This window comes from Streptomyces sp. NPDC102451 (genome assembly GCF_044765485.1).
GTDB lineage: Bacteria > Actinomycetota > Actinomycetes > Streptomycetales > Streptomycetaceae > Streptomyces.
The window spans coordinates 36,368-62,735 of the sequence record NZ_JBIWKD010000011.1; the positions used below are offsets into that span (position 1 = coordinate 36,368).

Annotated in this window: 26 protein-coding genes; 11 read left to right on the top strand and 15 right to left on the bottom strand. The window is 72.4% G+C overall.

Annotated features, from left to right (window positions below):
- Positions 1-44: 44 nt before the first annotated feature.
- The 7 genes from ACIRD8_RS23550 to ACIRD8_RS23580 all read right to left on the bottom strand — a co-directional run bounded on the left by ACIRD8_RS23550 (position 45) and on the right by ACIRD8_RS23580 (position 8,403).
- Positions 45-1,445, bottom strand: a complete 1,401-nt coding sequence (locus ACIRD8_RS23550; protein WP_403994805.1) for an amidase — start codon at positions 1,443-1,445, stop codon at positions 45-47.
- On the bottom strand, positions 1,442-2,668 hold the full coding sequence (locus tag ACIRD8_RS23555; protein ID WP_403994811.1) for an NADH:flavin oxidoreductase: 1,227 nt from the start codon (positions 2,666-2,668) through the stop codon (positions 1,442-1,444). The genes ACIRD8_RS23550 and ACIRD8_RS23555 overlap by 4 nt, the downstream gene beginning before the upstream one ends.
- Positions 2,665-3,684 (bottom strand): ABC transporter ATP-binding protein, encoded by a 1,020-nt coding sequence (locus ACIRD8_RS23560; RefSeq protein ID WP_403994814.1) that lies wholly within the window; start codon positions 3,682-3,684, stop codon positions 2,665-2,667. The genes ACIRD8_RS23555 and ACIRD8_RS23560 overlap by 4 nt, the downstream gene beginning before the upstream one ends.
- Positions 3,681-4,727 carry an ABC transporter ATP-binding protein gene (locus ACIRD8_RS23565; protein ID WP_403994817.1) on the bottom strand — a complete coding sequence of 349 codons (1,047 nt, stop codon included), beginning with the start codon at positions 4,725-4,727 and terminating at the stop codon, positions 3,681-3,683. Before ACIRD8_RS23565 ends, ACIRD8_RS23560 begins: the two co-directional genes overlap by 4 nt.
- Positions 4,724-5,758, bottom strand: coding sequence for an ABC transporter permease (locus tag ACIRD8_RS23570; protein ID WP_403994820.1), 1,035 nt, complete (start codon positions 5,756-5,758; stop codon positions 4,724-4,726). The genes ACIRD8_RS23565 and ACIRD8_RS23570 overlap by 4 nt, the downstream gene beginning before the upstream one ends.
- A complete protein-coding gene (locus tag ACIRD8_RS23575; protein ID WP_403994824.1) occupies positions 5,751-6,719 on the bottom strand; it encodes an ABC transporter permease in 969 nt (322 codons plus the stop codon). Before ACIRD8_RS23575 ends, ACIRD8_RS23570 begins: the two co-directional genes overlap by 8 nt.
- Before the next feature lie 70 nt (positions 6,720-6,789).
- Entirely contained in the window at positions 6,790-8,403 is a 1,614-nt protein-coding gene (locus ACIRD8_RS23580; RefSeq protein ID WP_403994827.1) for an ABC transporter substrate-binding protein, read from the bottom strand.
- A gap of 278 nt (positions 8,404-8,681) precedes the next feature.
- On the opposite strand from ACIRD8_RS23580, the gene ACIRD8_RS23585 reads away from it, so the two are divergent.
- The gene (locus ACIRD8_RS23585; RefSeq protein ID WP_403994830.1) at positions 8,682-10,319 is read left to right on the top strand and encodes a class I adenylate-forming enzyme family protein; all 1,638 of its coding nucleotides are present in this window, start codon (positions 8,682-8,684) and stop codon (positions 10,317-10,319) included.
- Between the two features lie 76 nt (positions 10,320-10,395).
- Here the strand turns inward: ACIRD8_RS23585 and ACIRD8_RS23590 are convergent, their stop codons facing one another.
- Positions 10,396-11,172, bottom strand: coding sequence for an SDR family oxidoreductase (locus tag ACIRD8_RS23590; RefSeq protein WP_403994833.1), 777 nt, complete (start codon positions 11,170-11,172; stop codon positions 10,396-10,398).
- Between the two features lie 213 nt (positions 11,173-11,385).
- Between ACIRD8_RS23590 and ACIRD8_RS23595 the strand changes: the two genes are divergently transcribed.
- Both ACIRD8_RS23595 and ACIRD8_RS23600 read left to right on the top strand, forming a co-directional pair.
- Positions 11,386-12,261 carry a TIGR03619 family F420-dependent LLM class oxidoreductase gene (locus ACIRD8_RS23595; RefSeq protein ID WP_403994835.1) on the top strand — a complete coding sequence of 292 codons (876 nt, stop codon included), beginning with the start codon at positions 11,386-11,388 and terminating at the stop codon, positions 12,259-12,261.
- On the top strand, positions 12,258-12,749 hold the full coding sequence (locus ACIRD8_RS23600) for a nuclear transport factor 2 family protein (protein ID WP_403994838.1): 492 nt from the start codon (positions 12,258-12,260) through the stop codon (positions 12,747-12,749). Before ACIRD8_RS23595 ends, ACIRD8_RS23600 begins: the two co-directional genes overlap by 4 nt.
- 56 nt (positions 12,750-12,805) lie before the next feature.
- Here the strand turns inward: ACIRD8_RS23600 and ACIRD8_RS23605 are convergent, their stop codons facing one another.
- Positions 12,806-13,726 (bottom strand): SDR family oxidoreductase, encoded by a 921-nt coding sequence (locus ACIRD8_RS23605; protein WP_403994841.1) that lies wholly within the window; start codon positions 13,724-13,726, stop codon positions 12,806-12,808.
- Between the two features lie 146 nt (positions 13,727-13,872).
- On the opposite strand from ACIRD8_RS23605, the gene ACIRD8_RS23610 reads away from it, so the two are divergent.
- The 4 genes from ACIRD8_RS23610 to ACIRD8_RS23625 are packed head-to-tail and all read left to right on the top strand — an operon-like array spanning position 13,873 to position 17,331.
- Complete coding sequence (locus tag ACIRD8_RS23610) at positions 13,873-14,628, top strand: enoyl-CoA hydratase family protein (protein ID WP_403994844.1); 756 nt, start codon at positions 13,873-13,875, stop codon at positions 14,626-14,628.
- Between the two features lie 14 nt (positions 14,629-14,642).
- Entirely contained in the window at positions 14,643-15,491 is an 849-nt protein-coding gene (locus ACIRD8_RS23615) for a CoA transferase subunit A (protein WP_403995332.1), read from the top strand.
- Positions 15,488-16,267 carry a CoA-transferase subunit beta gene (locus ACIRD8_RS23620; RefSeq protein ID WP_403994847.1) on the top strand — a complete coding sequence of 260 codons (780 nt, stop codon included), beginning with the start codon at positions 15,488-15,490 and terminating at the stop codon, positions 16,265-16,267. Before ACIRD8_RS23615 ends, ACIRD8_RS23620 begins: the two co-directional genes overlap by 4 nt.
- A complete protein-coding gene (locus tag ACIRD8_RS23625) occupies positions 16,264-17,331 on the top strand; it encodes an NAD(P)H-dependent flavin oxidoreductase (RefSeq protein WP_403994850.1) in 1,068 nt (355 codons plus the stop codon). The genes ACIRD8_RS23620 and ACIRD8_RS23625 overlap by 4 nt, the downstream gene beginning before the upstream one ends.
- Here the strand turns inward: ACIRD8_RS23625 and ACIRD8_RS23630 are convergent.
- Both ACIRD8_RS23630 and ACIRD8_RS23635 read right to left on the bottom strand, forming a co-directional pair.
- Positions 17,314-18,330, bottom strand: a complete 1,017-nt coding sequence (locus ACIRD8_RS23630; protein WP_403994853.1) for a MerR family transcriptional regulator — start codon at positions 18,328-18,330, stop codon at positions 17,314-17,316. The two genes, ACIRD8_RS23625 and ACIRD8_RS23630, sit on opposite strands and share 18 nt — an antisense overlap.
- A 3-nt stretch (positions 18,331-18,333) precedes the next feature.
- Positions 18,334-19,005 (bottom strand): HEAT repeat domain-containing protein, encoded by a 672-nt coding sequence (locus tag ACIRD8_RS23635; RefSeq protein WP_403994856.1) that lies wholly within the window; start codon positions 19,003-19,005, stop codon positions 18,334-18,336.
- Between the two features lie 127 nt (positions 19,006-19,132).
- Here ACIRD8_RS23635 and ACIRD8_RS23640 point away from each other — a divergent pair, with 127 nt between their 5' ends.
- The 4 genes from ACIRD8_RS23640 to ACIRD8_RS23655 all read left to right on the top strand — a co-directional run bounded on the left by ACIRD8_RS23640 (position 19,133) and on the right by ACIRD8_RS23655 (position 22,663).
- Positions 19,133-20,230 carry a hypothetical protein gene (locus tag ACIRD8_RS23640; RefSeq protein WP_403994859.1) on the top strand — a complete coding sequence of 366 codons (1,098 nt, stop codon included), beginning with the start codon at positions 19,133-19,135 and terminating at the stop codon, positions 20,228-20,230.
- A gap of 84 nt (positions 20,231-20,314) precedes the next feature.
- Positions 20,315-20,923 (top strand): ArsR/SmtB family transcription factor, encoded by a 609-nt coding sequence (locus ACIRD8_RS23645; RefSeq protein ID WP_403994862.1) that lies wholly within the window; start codon positions 20,315-20,317, stop codon positions 20,921-20,923.
- Complete coding sequence (locus ACIRD8_RS23650; protein ID WP_403994865.1) at positions 20,920-22,200, top strand: MFS transporter; 1,281 nt, start codon at positions 20,920-20,922, stop codon at positions 22,198-22,200. Before ACIRD8_RS23645 ends, ACIRD8_RS23650 begins: the two co-directional genes overlap by 4 nt.
- A 118-nt stretch (positions 22,201-22,318) precedes the next feature.
- Positions 22,319-22,663 (top strand): hypothetical protein, encoded by a 345-nt coding sequence (locus tag ACIRD8_RS23655; RefSeq protein ID WP_403994868.1) that lies wholly within the window; start codon positions 22,319-22,321, stop codon positions 22,661-22,663.
- 39 nt (positions 22,664-22,702) lie between these two features.
- Here ACIRD8_RS23655 and ACIRD8_RS23660 read toward each other — a convergent pair whose 3' ends face one another.
- From ACIRD8_RS23660 to ACIRD8_RS23675, 4 genes are all read right to left on the bottom strand, one after another.
- Positions 22,703-23,380 (bottom strand): hypothetical protein, encoded by a 678-nt coding sequence (locus ACIRD8_RS23660; protein WP_403994871.1) that lies wholly within the window; start codon positions 23,378-23,380, stop codon positions 22,703-22,705.
- Between the two features lie 116 nt (positions 23,381-23,496).
- Positions 23,497-24,447, bottom strand: coding sequence for a DUF4862 family protein (locus ACIRD8_RS23665; RefSeq protein ID WP_403994874.1), 951 nt, complete (start codon positions 24,445-24,447; stop codon positions 23,497-23,499).
- A gap of 135 nt (positions 24,448-24,582) precedes the next feature.
- A complete protein-coding gene (locus ACIRD8_RS23670; RefSeq protein ID WP_403994876.1) occupies positions 24,583-25,740 on the bottom strand; it encodes an acetyl-CoA C-acetyltransferase in 1,158 nt (385 codons plus the stop codon).
- Between the two features lie 32 nt (positions 25,741-25,772).
- Entirely contained in the window at positions 25,773-26,366 is a 594-nt protein-coding gene (locus ACIRD8_RS23675; protein ID WP_403994879.1) for a TetR/AcrR family transcriptional regulator, read from the bottom strand.
- Positions 26,367-26,368: the final 2 nt, after the last annotated feature.

A 26,368-nucleotide genomic window follows, 5' to 3' on the forward strand; every position in this document is an offset into this window, starting at 1 on the left:
CGTCACGGAGCGGGTGTCACGCAGCCGGTGTCACGGAGCGGGTGTCACGGAGCGGGGGGACCCTCCCAGGGCGCCTCCTGTTCCAGCTGTGCCGCCAGGGCGAGCAGCACTCCTTCTCCGCCGAGGGGTGCGGCGAACTGGACCCCCACCGGCAGGCCGTCGTCGTCGCGGCCGAGGGGTACGGACATGGCCGGCATCCCGGTGACGTTGTGGACGCTGGTGAAGGCGGAGCAGTCGGACGCGTGCCGGTAGATCGACTCCGGGTCCGTGGTGTCGAGGGTGCCGAGCAGCGGGGTGGGCCGCGCGAGGGTGGGGCTGAGCAGGACGTCGAACCGGTGGAACGCCGCGCCGACCTCCCAGCCGATCTCCTGCGCGCGCCGCAGCGCACGGCTGACGTCGGCGGCCGGCAGGGCCCGGTAGGTCTCGTACACGACACGGGTGAAGGGCTCGATGTCGTTGTTGGCCAGGGACCTGCCGAGGACGGCGAGCCTGGCCTCGATCTGGGCGACGATGTCGGCTCCCATCAGGACGCCGGAGGTGCGGGCGACGTCGGCGGGCCGGTAGCGGGCCGTGGTCTCGACGACCTCATGGCCGAGGCGTTCGCACAGCAGGCCGGCGGCGCGGGCGGCCCCGGCACACGCGGGGTGCACGTCGGGGCCGTCCGGGAGTGCGGTGAGCAGCCCGATCCGCAGCCGTCCCGGTGCGCGGCGGGCGGTTTCCGCGAAGGGTTCGGCCGGGGGCGGCGCCGTGTACGCGTCGCCGAGCCGCGGGCCGGCGGCGACGTCGAGGAGCAGGGCGCTGTCCCGGACGGTCATGGTGAGGGCGTGGTGTCCGGAGACGAGGCCGGAGAGGGTGGTGGGGCGCGGCGCGGGCGGGACGCGCCCGCGGCTGGGCTTGAGACCGAACAGTCCGCAGGCGGACGCCGGGATGCGGATCGAGCCGCCGCCGTCGCTGGCGTGCGCGACCGGGACCATCCCGGCCGCCACCGCGGCCGCCGAGCCCCCGCTGGAGCCGCCGGGTGAGTGGGAGGTGCTCCACGGGTTGCGGGTGGGGCCGAAGAGCGCCGGCTCGGTGGAGGCGTTGAGGCCCAGTTCGGGGGTGTTGGTGGTGCCGAGGACCACGGCCCCGGCGCGCCGGTAGCGGGCCACCAGTTCGCTGTCGTGCCGGGCGGTCACGTCGGCGAAGAGGCGGCTTCCGCCGGTCGCGGGCAGGCCCGCGACATCGGTCCCGAGATCCTTGACGAGCATGGGGACGCCCCGCAGCGGGCCGTCGGGCAGGCCCGCCGCGACGTCGGCACGGGCGGCCTCGAACCGGGTGTGGACCACCGCACCGAGGGCGGGATCGAGCGCCTGGATGCGGGCGATCGCCTCCTCGGTCACCGTACGGGCGTCGCTCGCGCCGCTCCTGACCGCCTCGGCGGTGGCGACGGCGTCGGGGCGCCTCACGCCACGTATCCGGCGGGCGTGCCCCAGGTCTCACGGCGGGTGGTGGCACGGTCGACCAGGACGCAGCGGGTGCCGGTGAAGTTCGTCGGCATGCACTTGTTGCAGTGGATGCAGAGGGACGGGGTGGCGGCGTCGTCCCGCAGCCGGTTGATCAGGTCGGGCTCACGCAGCAGGGCCCGCGCCATGGCCACGTACTCGAAGCCCTCGCGCATCGCGAGGTCCATGACCGGCCTTCCGGTGATGCCGCCGAGCAGGATCATCGGGAGCTTCACGGCGGCCCGGATCTGCCGGGCGTCCTCCAGGAGGTAGGCGTCCCGGTAGGGGTAGGTCCGCAGGAACCGCTTGCCGACCAGCTTCACGCCGAGCTTGATCGGCTGGGGCATGATCGCGGAGAAGTCGTCGAGCGGGGCGTCGCCCTTGAAGAGGTACATCGGGTTGAGCAGGGAGCTGCCCGCGGTCATCTCCAGGGCGTCCACGGTGCCGTCCTTCTCCAGCCACTGCGTCACCGGGATGGCCTCGTCGAGCCAGAAGCCGCCGGGCACGCCGTCGTCCATGTTCATCTTGGCGATGACGGCGATCCGGCCGCCGACGGCGTCGTGGACGGCCCGCATGATGTCCCGGGCGAACCTGGCCCGGTTCTCCAGGCTGCCGCCGTAGGCATCGGTGCGGTGGTTGATCCTGGGGCTGAGGAAGGAACTGGCGAGGTAGTTGTGGCCCAGGTGGACCTCGACGGCGTCGAAGCCCGCGTCGACGGCGCGGCGTGCGGCCTCGGCATGGGCTTCGGTGATGCGCCGGATGTCGGCGTGGGTGGCTTCCTGGGCCCAGCTGAGGGTGGTGGCGTGGAAGTGCCTGGACGGGGAGAGGGCCGGGGCGCCGTTGCCCTTGGGGTTGGCGACGGGCCCGCCGTGGCCGATCTGGGCGGCGACCGCGGCGCCCTCCGCGTGCACGGCCTCGGTGAGTGTGCGGAGCCCGGGCATCGCCTCGTCCGTCCAGTGGATCTGGTGCCGGTCGGTCCGGCCCTCCTTGGCGACGGCGCAGTAGGCGACGGTCGTCATGCCGACGCCGCCGCGGGCGTAGCCGACGTGGAAGTCGACGAGGTCCTTGGTCACCAGGGACCTGTGGCTGAGCCCCTCGTAGGTCGCGGCCTTGATGATGCGGTTGCGGAGCTTGACGGGGCCCAGCTGGGCGGGGGCCAGGACATCGGGTGTCTCGGTGGCGGTCACGGGTGGTTCCTCCTGGGTTCGGCGTGGTGGCAGGCGATGCGGTGTCCGGGACGGATGTCCCTGAGCGGGGGCTCCTCCTCGGAGCACCGGTCGGTGGCCATCGGGCAGCGGGTGCGGAAGCGGCAGCCCGACGGCGGGTTCAGGGGCGAGGGGAGTTCGGCGACCGGATCCCCGGCCGGGTCCTGGCCGGTGCCGGGGTCGCGCCGGGCCTCGGGGAGGGAGGCGAGCAGCAGCCGTGTGTAGGGGTGGGCGGCCTCGTGCTGCATCCGGTCGGAGGGCAGCACCTCGCAGACCTTGCCGAGGTACATCACCATGACGCGGTCGCTGATGTTCTTCACCACGGAGACGTCGTGGGCGATGAAGACCATGCTCAGCCCGCGCCGCCGCTTGGCCGTCTCCAGCAGGTTGAGGATCTGCGCCTGTACGGACACGTCGAGGCTGGAGACGGGTTCGTCGCAGATCAGCACCTCGGGGTCGAGGAGCAGGGCGCGGGCGATGCAGACCCGCTGGCACTGGCCGCCGGAGAGTTCGTGCGGTCTGCGGTTCCGTACGGTGGCGGGGTCGAGGCCGACGTCTCGCAGGGCCGTGTCGATCCGGGTGTCCTTGTCGCGGGCGTCGTCGCCGCTCCCCCAGATCGAAAGGCCCTCCCACACCAGGTCCTTGACCTTGCGCCGGGGGTTCAGGGCGGAGACCGGGTCCTGCATGATGATCTGCATCCGTGCGCGGGCCCTGCGCAGTTCCTCGGGGGCGAGGCCGGTGAGGGCCGTCCCGCCGAGACGTACGGTGCCCGAGTCCGGGGGCGGCAGCTGGATCAGGGAGCGGCCGACGGTGGACTTGCCGCAGCCGGACTCCCCCAGGATGCCGAGGGTTTCGCCCGCCTCGACCTGGAGGCTGACCCCCGAGACGGCGTGCACCCTGCGGCCGCGCCCGGCGGGGAACTCCACGACGAGGTCCTCGGCGGTGAGTGCGGCCGGCTCCGGGCCCTGTGCGGTGACGGCGGTGCGGGTGGTGGTCATACGGTGGCCTCCTCGGCGGCGCCCAAGGGGTGGTGACAGGCGACGGAACCCCCGGCGTCACGGTCCGCGTCGGGGGCGGAGAGCTGAGGCGTCCCGGTGGTGCAGCGCTCGGTGGCCGCGCCGCAGCGCGGGGCGAACCGGCAGCCGGGTGGCGGGTGCAGCAGGTTGGGCGGGCGGCCCTCGATGGTGGGGAGCAGGGTGTGCGGGGGCAGGTCGAGGCGGGGTACGGACGCGATCAGGGCGCTGCTGTACGGGTGCCGGGGGCGTTCGAACAGGGCTTGCGTGGGCCCGTACTCGACGAAGCGGCCCGCGTACATCACCGCGGCCCGGTCCGTGCGGCCGGCGACGGTGGCGAGGTCGTGGCTGATCAGGACGGTCGCCATCCGCAGGTCCCGGGCGAGCGACTGGAGCAGGTCGAGGATCTGCTTCTGGACGGTGACGTCGAGCGCGGTGGTGGGTTCGTCGGCGATGAGCAGGCGTGGGCCGCAGGCCAGCGCCATGGCGATGACGACGCGCTGCCGCATTCCGCCGGAGAGTTCGTGCGGGTACTGGCGTGCCCGCCGGGCAGGTTCGGGGATGCCGACCTGCCGGAGCAGGTCGACGGCCCGTTCCCGGGCCGCGGAGCGGCTGAGGCCGAGGTGCGCGCGGAGGCTCTCGGAGAGATGCGCACCGACCTTCTTCACCGGGTTCAGTGAGGTCATCGGGTCCTGGAAGACCATGGCGACCTCGGTGCCCCACAGGGACCGCCGCCCCGCGGGGCTCAGGGCGTGGACGTCCCGGCCGCCGAGCGTGACGGTTCCGGAGACGCTGGTGCCCGGGCCGTCGGTGATCAGGCCCATGAGGGTGCGGCCGAGAACGGACTTGCCCGATCCGGACTCGCCGACGATGCCGAGCGTCTCCCCCGCGGACAGCGACAGACTGACGCCGTCGACGGCCTGCACGGGGCCGTGGGGTGTGTGGAAGGCGGTGCGTACGTCGGTGGCGCTCAGCAGGGGCGGTTCGGTGCGGTGCGCGGGGCCCTCGGACAGCGGTGCGGTGGTCACAGTTTCACGCTCCGGGAGTCCCAGCGCCCGCGAGCCTTCTCGCCGACGATGTTGAAGGCGAACACGGTGAGGAAGAGGAAGGTGCCGGGCACGAGCACGATGTGCGGGTGCTCCTCGAAGACCCGGCCCTCCCCTTCGGCAATCATGTTTCCCCAGGTGGGTTCGGGCGGCTGGATGCCGAGTCCGAGGAAGCTGAGGGAGGCCTCGGCGACGATGAGGACCGAGATCATCACGACGGCCAGGGACAGCAGGGGCAGCAGGACGTTGGGCAGCAGCTCGCGCAGCAGGATGCGGGAGCGGGTGGCGCCCATGGCGCGGGCGGCGACGACGAACTCCCGGTTGGCGTAGGCCATGGTGGTGGCGCGGGCCAGCCGGACCATGCCGGGGACGGTGAGCAGCGACAGCGAGAGCGCGACGTTGCGCAGGTGTGGCTGGAGCACGGTGGCCAGGGCGATGAGCAGGATGAGCGGGGGCACGGCGAGCAGCGAGTTGGTGGCGATGCCCACCGCCCGGTCGGTCGCTCTGCCGAAGTAGCCGGCGACCATGCCGACGGCTCCGCCGACGACGGTGCCGATGGCGACCGCGGACAGGGAGATGAGCAGCGAGGACCGGGCGCCGTACAGGGACCGGGAGAGCAGGTCGAGGCCGAAGGCGTTGGTGCCCAGCGGGTGGCCGCCGGTGAACGTCGGGGTGGCGAAGGCGGGTTCGAGGACGGTGGTGGCGACGTCACGGTCCTCGGCGAGCGGCAGCCACGGGCTGAACAGGATCGCGAGGCCGAGCAGCAGGAGCCAGCCGGCGCCGAACCAGAGGACCACGTCGAAGCCGGGTCCCGCCCATCGCCGGCCGAGCCGGAAGGCCCCGCCGAACGTCATGCCCAGACCGAGCAGCGCGACGGCCGCCCTGGCGAGCGGGACGAGTTGGGCCGTGGTCGCGCCGAACACGAGCAGGCCGAGGCCGACGAGGGTGAGCGCCACGGCGGTGAGCAGGCCGGGCGCGAGTGCGGTCCGCGTGCGCGGAACGATGTCAGACATGAACACGTCGCGTCCTCGGGTCCAGGTAGCCGTAGGAGAGGTCGATGCCGGCGTTGATCACCACGTAGATCACGGCGATGGTGAGCACCGCGCCCTGGACCATGGGGTAGTCGCCCTGGCCCGCCGCGTTGACGATGAGCGTCCCCATGCCGGGCAGCGCGAACAGGTACTCCACGACGACCGTGCTGCCGATCAGCCGGCCGAGGCTCAGACCGAGCAGGGTGACCAGGGAGAAGGAGGAGGGGCGCAGCGCGTCGGAGAACAGGATGCGCAGCGGGTTCATGCCTTTGGCGCGGGCGGCGAGGATGAAGTCCTCGCGCAGGGTCACGATGAGATCGCCGCGCAGCACCCGGGCGAACATGGCGAGTTCGGCCAGTGCGACGGTCAGTGCGGGCAGGAAGGCGTGGTGCAGATTGCCCAGCGGGTCGCCCTCGCCGATCCGGATCCATTCGGAACGCGGGAACCAGCCGGCCGAGTCGACCAGGACGAGGATCAGCAGCAGCCCGGCCAGGAAGCTGGGTACGGACAGCACACCGAAGGTGCCGGCGCTGATGGCGCGGTCGGCCGCCGAACCCTCCCGGTACGCCGACCACATGGCCAGCGGCACGGCGATCACCAGGGCGATGAGCAGGCCGAGTGCGGCGATCTCGAAACTGACGGGCAGTGCGGACAGCACCCGGTCGGTGACGTCGCTCTGCGGTGGTACGACGGAGCGGCCGAGATCGCCGGTGAGGGCTCCGCCCAGCCAGTCGAAGTAGCGGGAGACGAGAGGCTGGTCGAGTCCGAGGTCGTGGCGGAGCTCGGCGTATTCGGAGGGCGCCCGGCCCGCCCCGAGTATGTCGGTCGCGGGGTCGCCGGGGAGCAGGGTCACCAGGGAAAACACCCCGATGCTCGCGATGAGGAGCACGCCCGCCAGTTCCAGGACCCGGAGGGCCGGCCGGCGCAGCGCAGCGGGACTCATGGTTCCTCCAGGATCTGCCCGGTGCCGGCTGCGCGGCCCGGGCGGGACGGTTGGGGAGGGGCCGGGCGGGTCACCTGCTGATCCACGCCTCGCCGAAGAGCGCCATGTACTCGTCGGTGGGGACGATGCCGTGGACGTTCTCGCCCCAGGCGGTGAAGGCGGCGCTGGCCCCGAGGTTCACCACGGGGACGTCCTCGTTGAAGAGCGTCTGTACGGCGTCGAGGACCCGCTGCGTCTCGGCGTCGCCGTCGGCGCCCTGCAGCTGTTCGAGCAGCGCGTCCATCTTCGGGTTGGCGTACCCGCCGGGATTGCCGTAACTCCGGGAGTTCAGGACGCTCTGCAGACGGTGGTACGGGTCGCTCTCGGAGATGCTGGCCGCACCGCGGCTGATGTCGAAGTCGTGCTCCACGTAGGTCTTCGCCACCCGGTCGGCGATCGAGGGGACGAGGTCGAGCCGGACGGTGAATCCGACCCGCTCCAGCATGGCCTTGGTGACGACGGCCTTGGCCCGGGAGACGGGGTCGGTGCCGTCCATGTAGGTGAGGGTGCCGTCGTAGCCGTCCTTCTTCGCCTCGGCGAGGAGTTCCCTCGCCCGGTCGAGGTCGATGCCGACGGGCTTCACCCCGGAGTGCAGACGTGACTCGGGCGGGAAGATCTCCTGGCCGGGCAGGCCCTTGCCGTCGTAGGCGCGTTCGGTGTCGAGGTCGGGGTCGAGTGCCAGGGCCATCGCCTTGCGGACGCGCAGGTCCGCGCCGGGCCGGTTCTCGCGGGTGTTGATGGTGATCATGTTGCCGAGGCCGGTGAGGGTCAGTTCCCCGGGGTGGTTCTCCTTCACCGCGTCGTCGACGACGTCGGGGCTGCGCATGTACGTCACGTCGGCGGTGCCGTCGTTCAGCGCCTCCAGCTTGGCGCGGTCCGACTGCGGCCAGGTGAAGCGCAGCGCGTCGAGGTGGGGCTCGCCCTTCCAGTACTTCTTGTTGGCCTTGAGGACCATCTCCTCCTGGGGGGCGTACGTGTCCAGGGTGAAGGGCCCCGCCCCGATCGGCTCGAAGGTCTTCCTGGCGTACGCGGCGGGGGCCACGATCATGCCGGGTGCCTGGGCGAGCATCGCCGGGAAGGTCGCCCAGGGGCTGCGGAGGGTGAAGACGACGGTGGAGTCGTCGGTGGCCTGCGTCCGCGTGAGGTTCGGGGCGAGCAGCGCGGTGTCGGCCCCCTTGTTCTTCTGGTACCACTCGATGCTGCCGATCACGGCTCCGGCGTCGAGGGGGGTGCCGTCGGAGAACGTCACACCGTCGCGGAGCTTCAGGGTCCAGGTCTTCAGGTCGTCGCTGCTGCTCAGTGACCGGGCCAGCCAGGGCTCGTACTGCTTGGCGGCGGTGTCGTAGCGCATCAGCACGTCGTAGACGGCGGCGAGGGCGGAGCCGCCCGACGCGCCCGTGGCGTAGGTGGCGGCGGGGCTGAGGCTGCGGGCCTCGCCGTAGTCCGCGAAGCGCAGGGTGCCGCCACGGACCGGCGTGCCGCCGTCGGGCTGCTCGCCGATGTTCCCGAACACGTAGCGGCCGCGTTCGGCCTTCTGCTTCTTGCCGTCGTCCCCGTCATCGGGTGAGGCGCATGCGGAGGTGAGCATCGCGGCGGCGGCCAGGGCGGCCAGGAGGCGGGCTCTCACCCGTGGTGCTCGCTTCATTTCTTGCTCCAGGTGTCCGGTGCGGGAAGCGGTGAGGCGCGGGGCGGGATCAGGTGGGGGGACGCTACGGCCGCCCAAATCCGGCTGACGTGACGCATCCCACTCACCGGGAGCCGGGCGGGGCGCGAGCACGGCCGGTGGGGCGGCCGTCGTGTCTCCGTCCGCGCCGTGCCGCGGTGTCCCAGTGACCGGAACCGGCCGGGGGGTGGCACCCCCGTCCGGCCGACACTGGCCCCGACCGCGATCCCAGTGGAGTTCACGACGCCCAGGAGTTCCCGATGTCCAGCGAAACGGACCACCGCACCCCCGCCCCCGTGGCCCGGCTCACCGGCCCGGGAGGCCCGTTCGAGCTCTTGGACGACGATGTGCTGGGCACCCGGCTGCCGGTGTTCACCCATCGGCAGCGGGCTCTGCACGAGGTGCTGCACGCCTCCGTCGCCCATGCCGGCCGTGACTACATCGTCACCGCGGACCGGCGGATCACCTTCGCCCAGCACGCCGCCCAGGTCGCCTCGCTGGCACAGGTGCTGAGGGAGGAGTACGGCATCGGCAGGGGCGACCGGGTGGCCATCGCCGCCGCCAACTCGCCGGAGTGGATCCAGACGTTCTGGGCCACCGTGTCGATCGGCGCGGTGGCGGTCGGATTCAACGCCTGGTGGTCGGGGCGCGAGATGGCGCACGGCATCGGCAACGCGGACCCCGCGCTCGTGGTGGCCGACGCCAGGCAGGCGGGGAAGCTGGCCGGCTGCACGGTCCCGGTGCTGTCCCTGGAGGACGACATCGGCCGCTTCGCCGCGGCCCACCCCGGGGCGCCGTTGCCGTCCGCGGACGTCGCCGAGGACGACCCGGCCGTCATCCTCTACACCTCGGGCACCTCGGGGCGCCCCAAGGGCGCCGTACACACTCATCGCAATCTGCTGGCCGTGGTGGAGTACCACCGTCTCAACGACGCGCTGCTCCAGGAGTTCGGCGACCCGCTGGCGCCCGAGGAGCGGGTCTACCTGCTGACGCTGCCGCTGTTCCACATCGCGAGCCTGCACAATCTGGCCGTGCCACGGCTCGCCACGGGCAGCCGTATCGCCCTGCACCAGGGGGCGTTCGACGTGGACGCAGTACTCGGCATGGTCGAGCGGGAACGCGTCACCAACTGGGGCGCGGTGCCCACGATGGCCCACCGGCTGCTCGAACACGGCGGGGCCGACCGGTACGACACGTCGTCGCTGACGGCTTTCGCGCTGGCCTCCGCCCCGTCGTCCACCGAGTTCAAGGAGCGGCTGCGCAGGAACCTGCCGTTCGCGAAGGACTCGCTGGTGGACAGCTACGGGCTGACCGAGACGTGTACCGGTATCGCCGCGGCGAACCCGGTCGAGCTAGCGGCCGCCCCGGGGACCCTCGGCCGGCCCGTCGTCGGCGTGACCCTGGAGATCCGCGACCCCGCCGGCCAGGTGCTCGGCGAGGGCGAGGAGGGCGACATCTGGGTCCGCAGCGTGTACAACATGCTGGGTTACTGGCGCGACCCGGAGGCCACCGCCGGGGCCGTGGACGCCGAACGCTGGTTGCGCACCGGGGACATGGGGCAGTTGCGTGAGGGCCGGCTGTATCTCAGCACCCGCCGCTCGGACCTGATCATCCGGGGCGGCGAGAACATCTACCCCGCCGAGATCGAGACCGTCCTCACGGAGCACCCGGACGTCCGGGAGTGCCTGGTCCTCGGTGTACCGCACCCCGACCTCGGCCAGGAGGTGGGCACGGTCGTGGTGCTCAGGGCCGGCTCGACGGTCACCGAGGAGGCACTGCGGGAGTACGCGGCGAACGAACTCGCCTACTTCAAGGTGCCCGAGCGGTGGCGGCTGACCACCGAGGAGCTGCCGCGCAACGCGACCGGCAAGGTGATCCGGCGCGGGGTGCGGGTCTGAGGCGCGTTCCCGGACCGGACCCACCGTTGCCCCGGCCGCTCGCCCGAAGCGGCCGGGGCACCGGTGGGTCGTCCTCTCAGGAGTCCGCGGATCCCCGCAGGGTCGCCTCGGCGCCCCCGTCGACGTACACCACCTGCCCGGTGATGTGGCTGTTCTCCCCGGAGGCCAGGAACATCACGGCCCGTGCGACGTCCTCGGGCCGCAGATAGCCGTTGAGCGGCATGGGGACCGCCGCGTCCATGAGCTTCTTCATCTCCGGGTCGGCGAAGACCGGGGCGCTCATGGGGGTGAGGACGGTGCCGGGGGCGACCACGTTCACGGGGATTCCGGCGTCGGCCCAGCCCTCGGCGACGGCGGTACGCCGCGCCCACCGGGCGAGCGCCGCCTTGGACGAGGGGTACAGCTGCCGTGCGCGGCCGTCGGCCACGGCCCGCTCCGCATGTGCCAGGGCCGCGGCCTCGTCGCCGGCGAGGCAGGCGGCGACGACGTCGGGGTCGCTGGGCCGGGTCCCGGAGATGGAGCCGATGACGACAGCCCGGGGACGCTCGGCGGCGGCGAGCGCGGGCCGCAGCGCCGTCAGGAACTCGGTGGTGCCGAAGTAGTTGACGCTCACCATGGCGGTTCCCGGTACGGAGGTGCCGGCGCAGGTGACGACCGCGTCCACGACGCCGCCGGCCGCCTCGACGGCCGCCCCGGCGCCGGCGCTGCGGCCCTCCGGGCTGGACAGGTCCGCGTCGATCTCGCCCCCGTGGAGATCCACCCCGATCACCCGGTCTCCCTGGGCACGGAGCAGAGCGGTGAGTGCGGCACCGATCCCGGAACCGGATCCGGTGACGACGACGTTACGGGGCATGGGTACTCCTCAGATCGACCGAAGGCGCGACGCGGGGCCCGGCCCGCCGGGGCGGACACACTGTCCCCGGGGCGGCCCCCTGCGCACCGTAGGGAGCCCGGCCCCGCACGGGCGTGCGGCTTCCCGCCCACCGGGACGGACCCCCTGCGTGCGGGGCGCGTGGACTTGGATGGCGGCTCGTCCCTGTGTCCCGTCCTGACCGAGAGGTTGCCCATGCGGCTCGGCATCAACAGTCCCGTCGTCACGGCCGTTCCCGGCGTGCACTCCCCATGGGAGCGCACCGCCGGAATCGAGGAGCTGGGGGCGGTCGCCGAGGCCGCGGACCGGCTCGGCTTCGACCATCTGACCTGTTCGGAACATGTGGCGGTGCCCGTCGAGGTCGCCGGACAGCGCGGCGGCACCTACTGGGATCCGCTCGCCACCTTCGGATATCTGGCTGCCCGGACCCACCGGATCCGGCTCGCCACCCAGGTCCTGGTGCTCGGCTACCACCATCCGCTGGCGCTCGCGAAGCGCTACGGCACCCTGGACCGCGTCTCTGGCGGGCGGCTCGTGCTGGGGCTCGGTGTCGGCAGTCTGGAGGAGGAGTTCCGGCTGCTGGGTGCGGAGTTCGAGGGCCGGGGTGCGGTCGCCGACGACGCGGTCGCGGCGCTGCGGGCCTCGCTGTCCATGCGTGAACCCGCGTACCACGGGGAGCACTTCGCCTACGAGGGGCTCGTCGTGGAGCCGCACGCGGTGCAGGCCCGGGTGCCGCTGTGGATCGGTGGCCGCACCGCGCGCTCCCTGCGCCGGGCGGTGACGCACGGCGACGGCTGGGTGCCGTTCGGGCTGCCGCTGGAGCGGCTGCGCGAGATGGTCGGTGCCGCCTCGCTCCCGGAGGGCTTCGAGGTGGTGCTGAGCGCAGGCCGCCCCCTCGATCCGTCCGGCGACGCGGAGGGTACGTCGACGGCGCTGCGGAAGGTGTCCGAGGCCGGTGCCACGCTGGCCGGCGTGTCGCTGAGCGCCATGTCGGTGAGCCATTACCTCGAACAGCTGGAGGCGCTCGCCGCGATCGCGGGCGTCACGGCGGCTCCGGAGGTGCGGGCATGAGCGAGGACCGGCTGGCGGCGGTCGAGGCTCGGCTGGCGCTCCTGGAGGACGAGCGCGACGTCGCCCGTGCGATGGCCTCGTACGGGCCCCTGGTGGACGGCGGCGACGCGGACGGGGTCGCGGCCCTCTGGGCACCTGACGGTGTGTACGACATCGACGAGATCTTCCTCGCGGGTGCGGAGCGGATCCGCGAGATGGTGCGCTCCCCCGCGCACCAGGGCTGGATCAGGCAGGGCTGCGCGCATGTCGTGGGTCCGCCGCACATCACGGTCGAGGGCGACGCCGCCGTTGCGGTGTGCCACTCGCTGATGGTGGTGCGCGATGAGGGCCGGTACGTCGTGCGCCGGGCCACCGCCAACCACTGGCGGTTGCGGCGCACGGAGGCGGGCTGGAAGGTGGTGACCCGGACCAACCGGATCCTGGACGGCCGCCCGGAGTCCCCCGCGCTGCTGGTCCGAGGGGTACGGGGCGAGCCCGCCGGTCCCTGAACGCGGCGCTTTGAACGGCGAGGTGACGTGACGTCACCCCGCCGTACGCAGGTGGGTCAGTGCGCCCCGTAGACCGGCTGCGGCGTCTCGGCCCCGGCGAGCAGTCCGGACACCGCCGCGCCGGCCTCGGCCGGACTCCAGCGGGCGCCCTTGTCGGCGGTGGGTCCCGGCCGCCAGCCCTCCATCACGGTGATCCGGCCGGCCTCGGCCTCGAAGACCCGGCCGGTCACCCCGGCGGACGCGGCGGAGCCCAGCCATACGACGAGCGGCGAGACGTTCTCCGGGGCCATCGCGTCGAACGCCCCCTCCCCGGGCGCCGCCATGGTCGCGGCGAAGGTCTCCTCGGTCATACGGGTCCGGGCGGCCGGGGCTATCGCGTTGACCTGGACCCCGTAGCGGCCCATCTCGGCGGCGGCCACCAGGGTCAGACCGACGATGCCCGCCTTGGCGGCGGCGTAGTTGCCCTGTCCGACACTGCCCAGCAGCCCTGCTCCGGAGCTGGTGTTGACGACCCGCGCCTCGGGTGTCCTGCCCGCCTTGGCCTCCGCCCGCCAGTGGGCCGCGGCGTGCTTGAGCGGCAGGAAGTGGCCCTTGAGGTGGACCCGCATCACCGCGTCCCAGTCGTCCTCGTCCAGGTTGACCAGCATCCGGTCGCGGAGGAATCCGGCGTTGTTGACGAGGGTGTCGAGCCGCCCGAAGGAGTCGAGCGCTGTGGCGACGAGCGAGGCCGCTCCCTCGGAGCTGGCGATGTCACCGCCGTGGGCGACCGCTTCGCCCCCGGCCGCGCGGATCTCCGCCACGACCTGCTGGGCAGGGCCGTCGCCCGCGCCGGAGCCGTCCGGCCCCACGCCCAGATCGTTGACGACGACTTTCGCGCCCTCGGCGGCGAGGGCCAGCGCATGGGCGCGGCCGAGTCCACGGCCCGCTCCGGTGACTGCGGCGACGCGTCCGGCGCACAGGGCGGTCGGTGAGGTCATGACGGGTGTCCTTTCGACGGGCGACGGGCCACGGCCGGGGAGCGGAGCCGGTACCGCTGAGTGGCACGGCGCCCTCCCACGGCGTCCTTATCGCTGCTACCTTCGGGCCCTAACAAACGTTTGGTGGAAAGGTAGCTGATCTGCTCATGGGTGTCTCCACCTCCGTCCCACGCGACGGTGTCGCCGTCGTCACCGTGGACTTCCCTCCGGTCAACGCCCTGCCGGTTCGGGGCTGGTACGACCTCGCGTCGGCGGTGCGCGCCGCCGGGGCCGATCCGGACATCCGCTGTGTGGTCCTCACCGCCGAGGGCCGCGGCTTCAACGCGGGCGTGGACATCAAGGAAATGCAGCGCGCGGACGGGCCCGAGGCGCTGATCGGCGCCAACCGGGGCTGCTTCGAGGCGTTCGCCGGGGTCTACGAGTGCGAGGTCCCGGTGATCGCCGCCGTGCGGGGCTTCTGCCTGGGCGGCGGTATCGGCCTGGTGGGCAACGCGGATGTGATCGTGGCGGCCGATGACGCGGTCTTCGGCCTGCCGGAGCTGGACCGGGGCGCCCTCGGCGCGGCCACCCATCTGGCCCGGCTCGTCCCCCAGCACCTGATGCGGACCCTCTACTACACCTCCCGCACCGTGACGGCCGCCGAACTGCACGGGCACGGTTCGGTCTTCAGGGTCGTCCCGGGTGAACAGCTCATCGGCGCCTCACTCGAACTGGCCGGGGAGATCGCCGCCAAGGACGGATATCTGATCCGGCTGGCCAAGGCCGCCATCAACGGCATCGACCCCGTCGACGTACGCCGCAGTTACCGCTTCGAGCAGGGCTTCACCTTCGAGGCCAACCTCAGCGGCGTCGCCGACCGGGTGCGCGCGGGCTTCGGCACGGACAAGGAGCAGCAGGCGTGACTCAGGACAAGACGATGACGGCCGACGAGGTCGTCGGCCGGCTGGGGAGCGGCATGACGCTCGGCATCGGCGGCTGGGGCTCGCGCCGCAAGCCGATGGCCCTGGTCCGGGCGCTGCTGCGCTCGGACGTCACCGATCTGACCGTGGTGTCGTACGGCGGCCCGGACGTCGGGCTGCTGGCGGCGGCGGGGAAGATCCGCAAGCTGGTCGCCGCGTTCGGGACGCTCGACTCGATCCCGCTGGAACCGCACTTCACCGCCGCCCGGCAGCGTGGCGCGTTCGAGTTCGCCGAGCTCGACGAGGCGATGATGATGTGGGGCCTGACGGCGGGCGCGCAACGGCTGCCGTTCATGCCGGTGCGCGCGGGCCTGGGTTCGGACCTGATGGAGGTCAACCCCGCTCTGCGTACGGTCACTTCGCCGTACGAGGACGGGGAGGAGCTGGTCGCGGTCCCGGCCCTGCGCCTGGATGCCGCCCTGGTCCATCTGAACCGCGCGGACGCGCAGGGCAACGGCCAGTACCTCGGCCCCGACCCGTACTTCGACGACCTGTTCTGCGAGGCCGCCGACCAGGCGTACGTCTCCTGCGAGCGGCTCGTGGAGACCGCGGACCTGCTGAAGGAGCACGGGCCGCAGACCCTGCTGGTGAAGCGGCTGTTCGTGGACGGGGTCGTCGAGACGCCCAACGGCGCGCACTTCACGTCCTGCGCGCCCGACCACGACCGGGACGAGGCCTTCCAGCGCGCCTACGTCCGGGCCGCCCGCGACCCGGAGGCGTGGCCCGCCTTCGTCGCACGGTTCCTGTCCGGGGACGAAGCGGCCTACCAGGCAGCCGTCACCGCGTTCCACGAGGAGGAAGCATGAGCGTCACCGGGAGCACCGGCCTCGCGGCGGCGAGCCGCGCCGAGTACTGCGTGGTGGCCTGCGCCGAGGCGTGGCGGGACGCGGGGGAGATCCTCGCCAGCCCCATGGGGACCGTCCCGGCGATCGGGGCGCGCCTGGCGAAGCTCACCTTCTCGCCGGACCTGCTGCTGACGGACGGGGAGGCACTGCTGATGGGCGACACCCCCGCGGTGGGGTCGGGGCCCGGGAGCATCGAGGGGTGGCTGCCCTTCCGCCAGCACCTGACGCTGACCGCCACCGGCCGCCGGCACGTGATGATGGGGGCGAGCCAGATCGACCGGCACGGCAACCAGAACATCTCCTGCATCGGTGACTGGGCCCGGCCCGCGCGGCAGTTGCTCGGGGTGCGCGGAGCACCCGTCAACACCCTCAACAACTCGACGAGTTACTGGATCCCCAAGCATTCGGCGCGTGTTTTCGTGGAGCACGTCGACATGGTCAGCGGGGTCGGGTACGAGCGGGCGGCCGCGGCGGGCCCCTCCGCGACCCGCTACCACCGCATCCCCGAAGTCGTCAGCGATCTGGGCGTCTTCGACTTCGAGACCCCCGGCCGCACGATGCGGCTGCGTTCCGTGCACCCCGGCGTGAGCGTCGAGCAGGTCACCGGGGCCACCGGGTTCACTCTCGCGGTCCCGGACGATGTGCCGTTCACCCGTGAGCCCACCCAGGCCGAACTCCGGCTGATCCGTGAGGTCATCGACCCGAAGGGGCTGCGCGAGCGGGAGGTCCCGGCATGACCGGGCCCACGCCGTTCCCCACCCGGCTCACCGAGCTGACCGGGGTCCGCCACCCGATCGTGCAGACCGGGATGGGGTGGGTGGCCGGCCCCCGGCTGGTGTCCGCCTCCGCGAGCGCGGGCGCGCTCGGCATCCTGGCCTCCGCGACGATGACCGTCGGGCAGCTGCGCACCGCGGTCCGCGAGGTCAAGTCCCGTACGGACGCCCCGTTCGGCGTCAATCTGCGCGCCGACGCGGCGGACGCGGGTGAGCGCGTGCGGATCATCGTCGACGAGGGCGTACGGGTGGCGTCGTTCGCGCTCGCCCCCTCCAAGGACCTGATCGCCCGGCTCAAGGACGCCGGCGTCGTCGTCATCCCCTCCGTCGGCGCCCGCCGGCACGCGGAGAAGGTCGCCGCGTGGGGGGCGGACGCGGTGATGGTCCAGGGCGGTGAGGGCGGCGGCCATACGGGCGAGGTGGCCACCACCGTGCTGCTCCCCCAGGTCGTGGACGCCGTGGACATCCCGGTGATCGCGGCCGGCGGCTTCCACGACGGCCGGGGTCTGCTCGCCGCGCTCGCCTACGGGGCGGCCGGCATCGGGATGGGGACGCGCTTCCTGCTCACCTCCGACAGCACCGTCCCCGACGCGGTGAAGGCGAAGTACCTGGCCGCCACCGTCAAGGACGTCACGGTCACCCACCAGGTGGACGGCCTGCCGCACCGCATGCTCCGTACCGCCATGGTCGACTCGCTGGAGCGCTCCGGCCGTGTGACCTCGACGCTGCGGGCGCTGCGGCACGCCTCGGCCTTCCGGAAGGAGACGGGTGCGAGCTGGCCCCGGCTGGTCCGCGACGGACTGGCGATGAAGCACGGCAAGGAGCTGACCTGGAGTCAGGTGCTGCTGGCCGCCAACACCCCGATGCTGCTCAAGGCCGCGCTGGTCGAGGGGCGTACGGACCTCGGAGTGATGGCCTCGGGCCAGGTGGCGGGGCTGATCGACGATCTGCCGTCCTGCGCGGAACTGGTCGACCGGATCATGGCCGAGGCGCGGGCGGCGCTCACGTCGCTACCCGGGTCCTGCTGATCCGGCGGCGCGCCTTCCGAGCAGGTATTCCGCGGTGACCGCGACCCCTCGGTCCTCGTCGTGCGACAGCTCCTCCAGGGCGCGTGCGGTCGTGGCGCCCGGGATGTCCGCGAGGGCCTGGGTGAGCCGTCGGCGTACGGCCGGACCGGCGGCCGGGTGGGCGAGGCGGCCGATGAGACCGTCCGCGATCCGGTCCGCCAGGGCCGGACTGCCGGCCAGTGCGCTCAGCGCATCGGCCGCATCCACGTCCCCCGTCTCCTCGACGACCATGTCGAGGAGCGTCGGCACCGCTTCGGCCACCCCGCGTGCCCCGAGCTCCAGGGCCGCGTGACCGCGGACGGCGAGGTCGTCGCTCGCGAGAGCACTCCGCAGCAGTGCGGTCACCTCGTCCCCCGGAATCTCGGCGAGGGCCTGCACGGCGCGCTCGCGTACGTCGGCGACCGGTGAGGCGAGCCCTTCCGCCAGCAACCGCGTTCCGTCGTCGCCCGATCGGGCCAGGGCCCACCGGAACGCACCGGCCGCATGCGGGTCCGCCTCGCGCAACGCCGCTTCGACCAGCGCTTCCACCGGCACCGCCTCGTCGACCGAGGACAGGGCGGCGCGCTGGCGCCGCCCGGCACTCTCCGACGTCAGCCCCTGGAGCAGTGCCACGGTCCGGAGGACGTCCTCCCAGCCGGCGGGCTGCGCGGCACCGATCCGGCCGAGGCGCGTGAGCAGCTCCGTCTCACGTGCGATGCGCTCCCGGGTCTCGCGGATCAGGTCCTCGACGAGCGTGGCGGGCGTGAAGCCGGGATCGTCCAGTGCGCGGCCGACGTCCCGCAGGGACAGCCCGAGCGACCGCAGGCTCTCGATGTGGAAGATCCGCCGGATGTCCTCGTCCGCGTACTCCCGGTAGCCGCCGCCGGTCCGCCCCGTCGGCCGCACCAGCCCGAGCGACTCGTAATGCCGGAGCATGCGGGCGCTGACCCCGGACCGCCGTGCCACCTCACCGATCAACACGGGCTACTGCCCCTCCTCTCCACCCGTACCGAGGGCCACCACGCGCTTCGCCTCCTCGATCGCGAATCCGAACCCGGCGTCCGGGTCCTGCAGCAGCCGTTCCGTGGCGAGCGCGTGTGCGCGTACGCCGGGGGCGGGGCCCGCTGCCGCCGCGTGCAGGACCGGCAGGATCACCTCACCGAGCGCGACGAGCGCCCGGCTGAGACTGAGCTGCATCTCCCGCCCGCCACGCCCGAGTTGCATCGCCAGGGCGTCCGCGAGCTCACCCTCCTCGCCGGGTGGCACCAGCACGACCGCCGCCCTCCAGGCGCTCCGCGCCACCTCGTCCTCGGCATCGGACAGCAGAGCCCGTGTGATCACCGGCCACGCCTGCCGGTCCCCGATCTTGGACAGCGTGTGGAGGGCCTGGCTCCGTGCCTGGGCACGTTCCGAGCGGACCTCACCGACAAGCTCGGGGACCGTCGCCGCGGGCGAGTGACGGGTCAGCGCCCAGGTGAGCATCTCACGCACCTGGAAGTCGGGTTCGACCGCGCAGCGTTCGAGGAGCTTGGCGACGAAGCGGGGGTCCGGCGTCGTACCGACCCCCATCGCCGTCCGCAGCCGCACCGCCGAGCGGTCGGCCTCCAGCCCCTGAAGGGCGCGCGTCACATCCGTGTCCTGCATCGGCAGGGTCATCGCTACCACCTCCTCGGACCCACTGAAGACCTTGCCACGGTGACAGGGTCAAGCCGTGGGCCGACGCGTGCGCACGCCACGTAGGCTGCCCCGGTCGAGAAAGCACAGCAGGGGGAGACCGCAGGTCATGGCTACGGGGATACAGGGGCGGCGGTGGCTGCCCAGCGGGCGTGCGCTCGGGATCGTGGCGGTGGTGCTCGCCGTCGTCGCAGGCGCCGGCTGGCTGGCCAAACCGGTGTGGCAGCCGTGGTGGTACGCCGCGACGCTGTGCGGGGGCAACCTGTCGGGCGGCGAACTCGCCGAACTGCTGCCGAACGAACGGCTGCAGGCCGCCAAGGACACCTTCGGCTCCGGGCACGGCTTGCTCAGATGCGGGGTGGACGAGAGCGACGGCAAGCACTACGTGCTCGATGTCGAGGCGGAGATCGACACGGGCGAGCCGCTGGGTCCGCTGGCCATGGAGATTACCGTCCCCAGGGACCTCGACTACGTCTTTCCGGGCTCGGTCCCAGGATTCTACGGCGAGTTCGGCCCCGTGATCATTCAGGAGTGCCCGAAGCTCGGCCGCGACTCCGAGGGCCGCACACGGCGCCTCGTCACCAAGGTGTTCGCCCACGGGGTGGAGAGCGCCCCCTCACGCCAGTCCCTGCGTACGGCCGTGCGTATCGCCAACGGCGCCGGTGCCGAGATCGGCTGCGGGGCAGACCCTTTGCCGCTTCCGGACCGCGTCGAACCCACCCGGAAGTTGTCCGTGAGGCAGGCGGAGGGCACGATGTGCGGCTGGCTGGGCCAGGGCACGCTGCCCGGGAGCCCGTCCGGCAAGCAGTGGCAGGTCGTCGCGCCCACGGACGAGCGGGCCACGATCACCAGCTGCTCGCTGATCGACTCCGGGACGGGCGAGCCCGCCGTGAACCTCACGGGCTGGTACGGCGATTGGACGGACAAGCCTTTCGAGCGACTGCTCCTGTCCAACGTGCAGATCCCGAAGACGCACAGCGCCCACGACGCACTGCTCGGCGAGAACCTCGGCCGCGCCAAGGCCCGGTGCGCCGGGGAATCCGCCAACTTCCTCGCCACCAGCTACGCCCGGGACCGCTCCCGATCGGCGCTGCCGATGAGTGAGGTTCGGCAGCTCCTCGACAGGTTCGCGGCGGACCAGGCCGAGCACCGGGACTGCACAGGTCTGGAGCTCCCCGGCCGCACAGTCCACCCGGACGCGGACTGACAGCCCCTCCGCCGGGGAAGCCGCGGCGCGGAGACGCAATCTGAGAGTTGACTCTCACATATCGCGAGAGGAGACTCTCACGTCATGGACTCCAGTAATCGCCTGGGCGATATCGAGATCAGTGATCCGCAAGCGATGCGGGCGTTGGCGCACCCGGTGCGGCTGGCGATCCTCGACCGTCTGCGGCAGCACGGGCCCGCGACCGCGACCGAGCTCGCGCCGGACGTGGGAGCGACTCCGTCGGTCACCAGCTGGCATCTGCGCCACCTGGCCGGCTTCGGACTGGTGCGCGACAGCGAGCCCGGCCCGGACCGCCGCCGGAGGAGGTGGGAGGCGGTGGCACGCGGCTTCCGGTTCGCGACGCCGCAGGATCCGGCCGACGAGGAGGGCCGGTCGGCCGCGCGCGTCCTGTCGGAGCAGATGTTCCTGCGCCATGCGGACCTGCCGGGCCGGTGGGCGGAAGAGGTCGAGCCCGGTCTCGAACCGGAGTGGCGGAGGCTGGCGGGGCTGGCCAGCACCCGTCTCGTCGTCTCGGCCGAGGAACTCGCCGCCATCGAGGACGGGATCGAGCGCGTCCTCGCGCCGTACGTCACGCGCGACCCTGCCGAGCGGCCGGCCGACGGCCGAGGTGTCCAGCTGATGCGCTACGTGCTGCCGGAAGGTGCCGAGGAGCAGCCCGGGCAGACGCCGTGAACTCCCCGGGCCCGACCGCCTCGGCGTCGCTGTGGCGGGACCGGCGCTTCCGCCGCTTCTGGGCCGGCAACACGGTCTCGCAGTTCGGCGACCGGATCACCGAACTGGCCCTGCCGCTGATCGCCGTGAGCGCCCTGGACGCCTCGGCGAACCAGGTGGCATGGCTGACCGCACTCATCTGGACCCCGAACCTGCTCGCGATCCTCCTGGGTGCCTGGGTCGACCACCGGGCCCGCAAGCGCCGTCTGATGATCCTCGCCGACCTGGTGCGCGCCGCAGTGCTGCTGAGCGTCCCGGCGGCCTTCCTCCTCGGGGCGGTGACGCTCGGTCAGTTGTATGTCGTCGCGCTGCTCACGGGCGCGGCCGGCGTCCTGTTCAACACCGCCTACCCGCCGTTCTTCGTGGGCCTCGTGCCCCGCGAGTCCTACGTGGACGCGAACAGCAGACTCAGCGCCGGCCGCTCCGCCTCCTACGTCGTCGGCCCGGCCATCGGTGGTGCGCTGATCCAGGTCCTCACCGCCCCCGTGACCCTCGTCGTCGATGCCCTGACCTTCCTGGCATCGGCGGTCCTGATCGGCCGTGTCCCGGTCGACGAACCGCCCGTGGCCGCCGACAGCACGGCACCGTCCGTGGTGCGGCGCGCAAAGGACGGGCTGGCCCTCGTCGTACGTCACCCGGTGCTGCGGGCGAGTCTCGGATGCGCGGCGACCGTCAACTTCTTCACCTTCGTCGCGGGCAGCGGGCTGATCGTGCTGTTCGCCAGCCGGAACCTCGGACTGTCCGCAGGAGTCATCGGTATCGCGTTCGGCGTCGGTGCCACGGGCTCCCTCCTCGGCGCCCTGGTCGCTCCGGGGATCTCACGGCGCTTCGGCGTGGGGCGCAGCATCGCCGTGGGCGCGGTGCTCTTCCCCGCACCGATCGCCGTCGCCGCCGTCGCGGCCGGTCCGTTCTGGCTCGGCGCCGGGGCTCTGGCCGCGTACCAGTTCCTGTCCGGCTTCGGTGTCATGCTGTTCGACGTCAACCTCAACGCCCTTCAGACCACCGTGATCCCCGACAGCCTGCGCAGTCGCGTGGCCGGCGCGTACAGCACGATCAATTACGGGATACGCCCCGTCGGTGCCGTCGTCGGAGGTCTCCTGGCCACCGCGGTCGGGCTGAGGGCCACGCTCCTCATCGCCGCCGTGGGCGGAGCCCTGTCGCTGCTCTGGCTCCTGCCCTCGCCGATACCCCGCATCCACTCCCTGACGCCGGACAGGACCGCGGACGCTGCCGGTTGACGCCGTGCTCGACAAGGGATGAGACCGGAGTCGGACATGTGTACGGTGAGGCGGGTCGTCAAGTCCCGGCGGATCGGGGCGTGGACGTCCGGTTCCGGGTCCGGCGCGAAGGAGTTCCGTGAAGCACAGCATGGTCCTCGTGGCCCTTTTCGTCGTGCCGGGCCTCTGGGGAGCAGCCACCCTGGGGAGCGCGCTGACGGCGTCGACGGAGATCGTATGCCCCGGGGAGAACGTCCACGAGGACGGTGAGGAGCATCCGGGCCCCATGCGGCCGGGGGACACCGGGTGCGCGGTGCTCGACGGGAACACCTCCGTCGGGACGCGTACCTACGAGCAGCAGCGGCGGGTCCAGTCCCTGGAGCGGCGCCACGACGCCCGGAACGGCGCCCTGGTCCTCGCGTACGGTGTCACGGGCGGGCTCCTGGTGTGGCGTGGTCGGCACCCCAGGTCCGACCGGGACTGATCCCGGCGCCGACGCCGCGCGCCACAACCGCACTCGTCCTCAGCCCTTCGGCGCCCTGCGTTCCCATGCTTCCCTGACCTCCAGGGGGATCCGCCCCCTGGGCGGCACGTCGTAGCCGCGGGCCCGTGCCCACGAGCGGATCGTCCCGGAGTCGACGGGCCTGGCGTCGGAGAAGGGGACGGGCTTGCGGAGGGCGGGGCGTGCGGGTGCGAAGCGGGCGGATGCCTCGGCGAGGTCCGGCGCGAACAGGGGGACCCGGATCCGGCCGCCGAGCACGGCGGCGAGGAAGGCGGTCAGGGTCCCGTCGTAGGTGAACCAGCCCGGTCCACGGGCCTCGTTGACCGCGATGCGCCAGCGGTCGGGGTCGCCCGCGGGGTCCGTGATCCAGAAGAGGTACTCACCGTTGCCGGTTCCGGCGCACGCGAAGAGCGTCTCGGGGTCGTACGGAACGGGATGCGTCCCCTGCTTGTGGTCCTTGCGCAGCTGAGCCCGGATCCGGCCGGGCATGGGGCCCGTGAGGTCGACGTACTCGGTCACGCCGTGCGGGTGGTAGACGTGCACGTAGTCGTTGAACACCCCGGGCCCGTAGCGGTCGGCCAGCTGTTTGTAGTCCTGCGGCAGCGGTGTGCCGAGGTTCGCCTCGACGGTCGCCCAGTGGATGTCCATGGCCTGGCCCGGAGGCGGGCAGAGCGTGGTGAGAGCGGTCATTGCGGCCATCGGTTTCCTGAAGCTCCAGTCCTGGACCGTGATCATCCGGCCGGCGGCGGCGTCGGGGCGTCGGATCCTGGGCCCAGTGTGGCGGAAGAGCGGGACGGGTCGCACGACATATGGGGCTATGAACCCCGTACGGGCGCCGGGGCGGTCCCACGTTCGGACAGGAGCCGCATGACGCGGCCGACCATCGCGAGCCTCTCGTCGACCGTGGCGTCGCCGGGAACCTGGATCTTCGCGCCCGCGTAGGAGAACGCGCCCTCGGCCGCGCGGAGACAGCGGCGTACCTCGTCGGAGTCCATGAGGGAGGCGGGCTCGTCCTCGGTGAGGGGCAGATGCGCGTCCGCCCACGGTCCCCCGAAGTCGTTCGCGGTCGGCCCGGCGCCGGAGAACACGATGCCCTCCAGCAGGCCCTCCGAGGCCAGCCGGCCGATCTGGGCGAGCGGCCGGCCCGGGTCCTGCGCCTCGATCGCCGAACGGCCCCAGTTGACGGTGATGCCGATCCCGCCCTCGCGTGCGAGGGGGATCTCGTCCTCCAGCGGCAGGAACCGCTTCTCGCCCGGGACGGCCGGCGCGTACGCGTCGCAGTGCTCCAGGACGAGGCGGGTGGACCAGGCGCCCGCGGCGGGTACGCTCGCCGCGATCTCGTCCAGGGAACGAGCGAACATCTCTCCCACCGCGGTCTTCGAGGGCGCGGTGTGGATGTGAATGACCGAGACCGACTGCTCGCCGGTGAGCTGGTTCATCTCCTCGGCGGCGATGCGGGCCTCGCGGAGGAACGCGAGCGCTGCCCGTCGGCCGTCGTGGTCCCCGGAGGCGAGCCCGAAGGTGCCCGAGGCCCCGACACGCGTCATCGTGCCGGGAATCAGGGTGATCACCGAGCGGGTGAAACGGCCGCGCAGCTGTGCGGCCAGCCAGCGCACGTCCTCACCGAGGCCGTCGCGGAAGGGGATCTCCAGCCCGTCGGCGATCCCCCGGCCGGCGAGCCCGTCGTAGAAGTCTTCCTGGTCGGCGCGCAGGGAGGGCAGCGCCGCATACGCGCCCACCAGGGCGACGGGCCGTTCTGTGTTCATGGTGTCGGGTCTCCCAGGCTGATGAATCGCGCGGACCAGGTGCGTCGGCGCTGCCGCAACCTCGTCCAGCCGTGCCGACAGGGCGACCCTACCTAAGATCAGACGTCAGATGTTCTGGGATCGGCGAGCCGGTGATCAGAGGCGCTCGATGATGGTGACGTTGGCCTGCCCGCCGCCCTCGCACATCGTCTGGAGGCCGTAGCGGCCGCCGGTGCGCTCCAGTTCGTGCAGGAGGGTCGTCATCAGCTTGGTGCCGGTGGCGCCCAGCGGGTGGCCCAGCGCGATGGCGCCGCCGTTGACGTTGACCTTGTCAGGATCGGCCCCGGTCTCCTTCAGCCAGGACAGGACGACCGGCGCGAAGGCCTCGTTGATCTCCACCAGGTCGATGTCACCGATGGACATCCCGGCCTTCTTCAGTGCGTACGCCGTCGCCGGGATGGGTGCCGACAGCATCCGGATCGGGTCCTCGCCGCGCACCGACAGGTGGTGGATGCGGGCGCGGGGCGTGAGGCCGTGTTCGGCGACGGCCCGCTCGGAAGCGATGAGCATCGCCGAGGCGCCGTCGGAGACCTGGGAGGAGACTCCGGCGGTCAGCCGGCCGCCCTCGACGACGGGCTCGAGGCCCGCCATCTTCTCCAGTGAGGTGTCGCGGCGCGGGCCCTCGTCCACGGTGACGTCGCCGTACGCGACGGTCTCCCGGGCGAAGCGGCCCTCGTCGATGGCGCGCAGGGCCCGCCGGTGCGAGCGCAGGGCGAAGTGCTCCATGTCCTCGCGGGTGATGTCCCACTTCTGTGCGATGAGTTCGGCGCCGTGGAACTGGTTGACGGGCGCGTCGCCGTACCGGGCGCGCCAGCCCTCGGAGCCCGCGTAGGGGCCGTCGGTGAGTCCGAGGGGTTCCGCGGCCCGGCGGCTCGCGAAGGCGATCGGGATCATCGACATGTTCTGGGTGCCGCCCGCGACGACCAGGTCCTGGGTGCCGGAGAGGACCCCCTGGGCTGCGAAGTGGACGGCCTGCTGGGAGGAGCCGCACTGGCGGTCGACGGTGGTGCCGGGCACCTCCTCGGGGAGGCCCGCGGCGAGCCACGCGGTGCGGGCGATGTCCCCCGCCTGCGGGCCGACCGTGTCCAGGCAGCCGAGGACGACGTCGTCGACGGCCGCCGGATCTACCCCGGTGCGCTCGATCAGCGCCTTGATGACATGGGCCCCGAGGTCGGCGGGGTGGACCGCGGACAGCCCGCCCTTCCGCCGGCCGACCGGGGTGCGGACCGCTTCGACTATGTAGGCCTCGGCCATGACTGCTCCTTGGTGAGAGGGGGCGGTGCGGGTCAGGTCCTCGGGGTGATGCCTTCGAGGACCATGGAGAGGTACTGGCGGGCGATCTCCTCCGGGCTGTGCGTACCGCCGGGGCGGTACCAGGAGGCGGCCACCCAGACGGTGTCGCGGACGAAGCGGTAGACCAGGCGGACGTCGAGGTCGCCACGGAAGACCTGCTCGGCGACGCCGCGTTCCAGGGTGCGCAGCCAGGCCTTCTCGAACTTCACCTGGGAGTCGGCGAGGTAGGCGAAGCGCGGCTGGGCGGAGAGGTGCCTGGACTCCTTCTGGTAGATGGCGACCGCGGGGCCGTGCCGGTCGATCTGCCGGAAGGACTCGGTGACGAGGGCCTCGATGGTCTCGCGGGGGCCGAGCCCGGCGGCGAGGACGGTGTCGTACCCGGTCCACAGCTCGTCGAGGAAGGCCGAGAGGATCTCGTCCAGCATCGATTCCTTGGAGTCGAAGTGGTAGTAGAGGCTGCCCGCGAGCAGCCCGGCGGCGTCCGCGATGCGGCGGACGGTGGTGGCGTTGTAGCCCTGGTCGGCGAAGACCTGGGCGGCGGTGGCGAGGAGTTCGGCGCGCCGTTCGGCGTTGGAGTTGGTGCTCATGT

Coding starts and splice junctions, on each gene's coding strand:
- ACIRD8_RS23560 (WP_403994814.1), bottom strand. CDS start 3,684: ATGACCACCACCCGCACCGCCGTCACCGCACAGGGCCCGGAGCCGGCC.
- ACIRD8_RS23570 (WP_403994820.1), bottom strand. CDS start 5,758: ATGTCTGACATCGTTCCGCGCACGCGGACCGCACTCGCGCCCGGCCTG.
- ACIRD8_RS23575 (WP_403994824.1), bottom strand. CDS start 6,719: ATGAGTCCCGCTGCGCTGCGCCGGCCGGCCCTCCGGGTCCTGGAACTG.
- ACIRD8_RS23580 (WP_403994827.1), bottom strand. CDS start 8,403: ATGAAGCGAGCACCACGGGTGAGAGCCCGCCTCCTGGCCGCCCTGGCC.
- ACIRD8_RS23585 (WP_403994830.1), top strand. CDS start 8,682: ATGTCCAGCGAAACGGACCACCGCACCCCCGCCCCCGTGGCCCGGCTC.
- ACIRD8_RS23590 (WP_403994833.1), bottom strand. CDS start 11,172: ATGCCCCGTAACGTCGTCGTCACCGGATCCGGTTCCGGGATCGGTGCC.
- ACIRD8_RS23595 (WP_403994835.1), top strand. CDS start 11,386: ATGCGGCTCGGCATCAACAGTCCCGTCGTCACGGCCGTTCCCGGCGTG.
- ACIRD8_RS23600 (WP_403994838.1), top strand. CDS start 12,258: ATGAGCGAGGACCGGCTGGCGGCGGTCGAGGCTCGGCTGGCGCTCCTG.
- ACIRD8_RS23605 (WP_403994841.1), bottom strand. CDS start 13,726: ATGACCTCACCGACCGCCCTGTGCGCCGGACGCGTCGCCGCAGTCACC.
- ACIRD8_RS23610 (WP_403994844.1), top strand. CDS start 13,873: ATGGGTGTCTCCACCTCCGTCCCACGCGACGGTGTCGCCGTCGTCACC.
- ACIRD8_RS23615 (WP_403995332.1), top strand. CDS start 14,643: ATGACGGCCGACGAGGTCGTCGGCCGGCTGGGGAGCGGCATGACGCTC.
- ACIRD8_RS23620 (WP_403994847.1), top strand. CDS start 15,488: ATGAGCGTCACCGGGAGCACCGGCCTCGCGGCGGCGAGCCGCGCCGAG.
- ACIRD8_RS23625 (WP_403994850.1), top strand. CDS start 16,264: ATGACCGGGCCCACGCCGTTCCCCACCCGGCTCACCGAGCTGACCGGG.
- ACIRD8_RS23635 (WP_403994856.1), bottom strand. CDS start 19,005: ATGACCCTGCCGATGCAGGACACGGATGTGACGCGCGCCCTTCAGGGG.
- ACIRD8_RS23640 (WP_403994859.1), top strand. CDS start 19,133: ATGGCTACGGGGATACAGGGGCGGCGGTGGCTGCCCAGCGGGCGTGCG.
- ACIRD8_RS23645 (WP_403994862.1), top strand. CDS start 20,315: ATGGACTCCAGTAATCGCCTGGGCGATATCGAGATCAGTGATCCGCAA.
- ACIRD8_RS23660 (WP_403994871.1), bottom strand. CDS start 23,380: ATGGCCGCAATGACCGCTCTCACCACGCTCTGCCCGCCTCCGGGCCAG.
- ACIRD8_RS23665 (WP_403994874.1), bottom strand. CDS start 24,447: ATGAACACAGAACGGCCCGTCGCCCTGGTGGGCGCGTATGCGGCGCTG.
- ACIRD8_RS23670 (WP_403994876.1), bottom strand. CDS start 25,740: ATGGCCGAGGCCTACATAGTCGAAGCGGTCCGCACCCCGGTCGGCCGG.
- ACIRD8_RS23675 (WP_403994879.1), bottom strand. CDS start 26,366: ATGAGCACCAACTCCAACGCCGAACGGCGCGCCGAACTCCTCGCCACC.